At 64.2% G+C, this 830-nt stretch carries 1 protein-coding gene; it reads left to right on the top strand.

Annotated elements, in window-relative coordinates:
• On the top strand, positions 1 to 830 hold an 830-nt coding region (locus NOF53_RS27445; RefSeq protein ID WP_255974825.1), incomplete at both ends, for an Hsp70 family protein.

Here is an 830-nt window from a genome sequence, read left to right as displayed (position 1 = left end):
GTGATCACCGTCCCCGCATACTTCGAGGACGCCCAGCGTCAGGCCACGAAGGAAGCCGGTCAGATCGCCGGCCTGAACGTGCTGCGCATCGTGAACGAGCCCACCGCGGCGGCACTGGCGTACGGCCTCGACAAGGGCGACAAGGAACAGACCATCCTGGTGTTCGACCTCGGTGGCGGCACCTTCGACGTCTCGCTGCTCGAGATCGGTGACGGCGTCGTCGAGGTTCGCGCCACCTCCGGTGACAACCACCTCGGTGGTGACGACTGGGACCAGCGCATCGTCGACTGGCTCGTGGAGAAGTTCAAGAGCCAGAACGGCATCGACCTGACCAAGGACAAGATGGCGCTGCAGCGTCTGCGTGAGGCGGCGGAGAAAGCGAAGATCGAGCTGAGCTCTTCGCAGAGCACCTCGATCAACCTGCCCTACATCACCGTCGACGCCGACAAGAACCCGCTGTTCCTCGATGAGCAGCTCTCGCGCAGCGAGTTCCAGAAGATCACCTCCGATCTGCTCGATCGCACCCGCGCCCCGTTCCAGGCGGTCATCAAGGACAGCGGTATCGCGGTCAAGGACATCGACCACGTCGTGCTCGTCGGTGGTTCGACCCGCATGCCTGCCGTCTCCGACCTGGTGCGCGAACTCACCGGTGGCCGCGAACCGAACAAGGGCGTGAATCCGGACGAGGTCGTGGCCGTGGGCGCTGCCCTGCAGGCCGGTGTCCTCAAGGGTGAGGTCAAGGACGTTCTGCTCCTCGACGTCACGCCGTTGTCCCTCGGTATCGAGACCAAGGGTGGGGTGATGACCAAGCTCATCGAGCGCAACACCAC

The sequence above is a fragment of the Rhodococcus tibetensis genome, from assembly GCF_024438035.1.
Classification (GTDB): Bacteria; Actinomycetota; Actinomycetes; order Mycobacteriales; family Mycobacteriaceae; genus Rhodococcus_F; species Rhodococcus_F tibetensis.
The sequence above is the reverse complement of the archived record's forward strand: the minus strand, read 5'-3'. Positions and strand labels throughout refer to the sequence as shown.